This window comes from Campylobacter showae CC57C (assembly GCF_000344295.2).
GTDB lineage: Bacteria > Campylobacterota > Campylobacteria > Campylobacterales > Campylobacteraceae > Campylobacter_A > Campylobacter_A showae_B.
Window position 1 is genome coordinate 1 of record NZ_AOTD01000087.1, and the last position, 836, is coordinate 836.

Sequence of the window (836 nt, forward strand, 5' to 3'; positions counted from 1 at the left end):
TCTGCTCGACTGCGGCGGCGCTTTCTTGGATAGAGTGGGCTTGTTTACTTGCGCCCTCCGTTAAATTTCGCATAGAATCGGCCAAAATTTTAGCCCGCTCTTCTAGCATCTGCGCCTCTTTTAGATTTTCTTTTAGCATGTGACTCACGGCAACTCCGGCACTCTCTATGCCTACGATCATATCTTTTAGGTCGCTTTCTAGCTCCTCTTGCACCTCGACTTTAGCGGTATAGTCGTTTTTGTTGTAGGAATTTAGCACACGCGCGATATCTCTTAAATTTGACGAGATAGAGGCAAAAAAGTGGTTTAGTAGCTCTTTTAGCTCAACTAGCGCAGGGTTGTTTGGATCTGCTTTGATAGTCGCGCCCATATGACCCTTTATCATGAGGTTTGCGATGCCGTTCATCTCCTCGATTAGGGAGCTATCTTTTTTGATGCCGCCTATGACCTTATCGATATTTTCATTAATAGCTCGGCTCATAACGCCAAATTCATCCTTCGTGCTTACGACTAGCTTTTCAGGGGCTTTAGATGCTTCATAAGTAACAAACTTAAACGTATCGTCAAGCTTTTCTTGGATAGTTTTTATCGGGCTTAGCGATTTTTTAAGCAGCACATAGACAAATAACGAAAGCGCGATGATAAACACCGCAGCTAGTATTAGCTGAGCTTTTAAAAGCGGCAAGGTGTTGCTAGAAAAGGTATCCGCGCCGATCGCTGCGACCGCCAGCCAACCGTTTTCGCCGATGGGCAAAACCTTAGCCGTTACATTTTCGCCTTTGTAGTTGACGTATGGTATCAGGCCATTTTCGTCAAACCTTTTTGCTGCGTATTCT

1 protein-coding gene is annotated in these 836 nt (G+C 44.9%); it reads right to left on the minus strand.

All coding sequences use genetic code 11. From position 1 onward, the window contains the following. The coding region (locus H740_RS03390) for a methyl-accepting chemotaxis protein (RefSeq protein WP_002951325.1) at nt 1-836 on the minus strand (836 nt) is incomplete at both ends.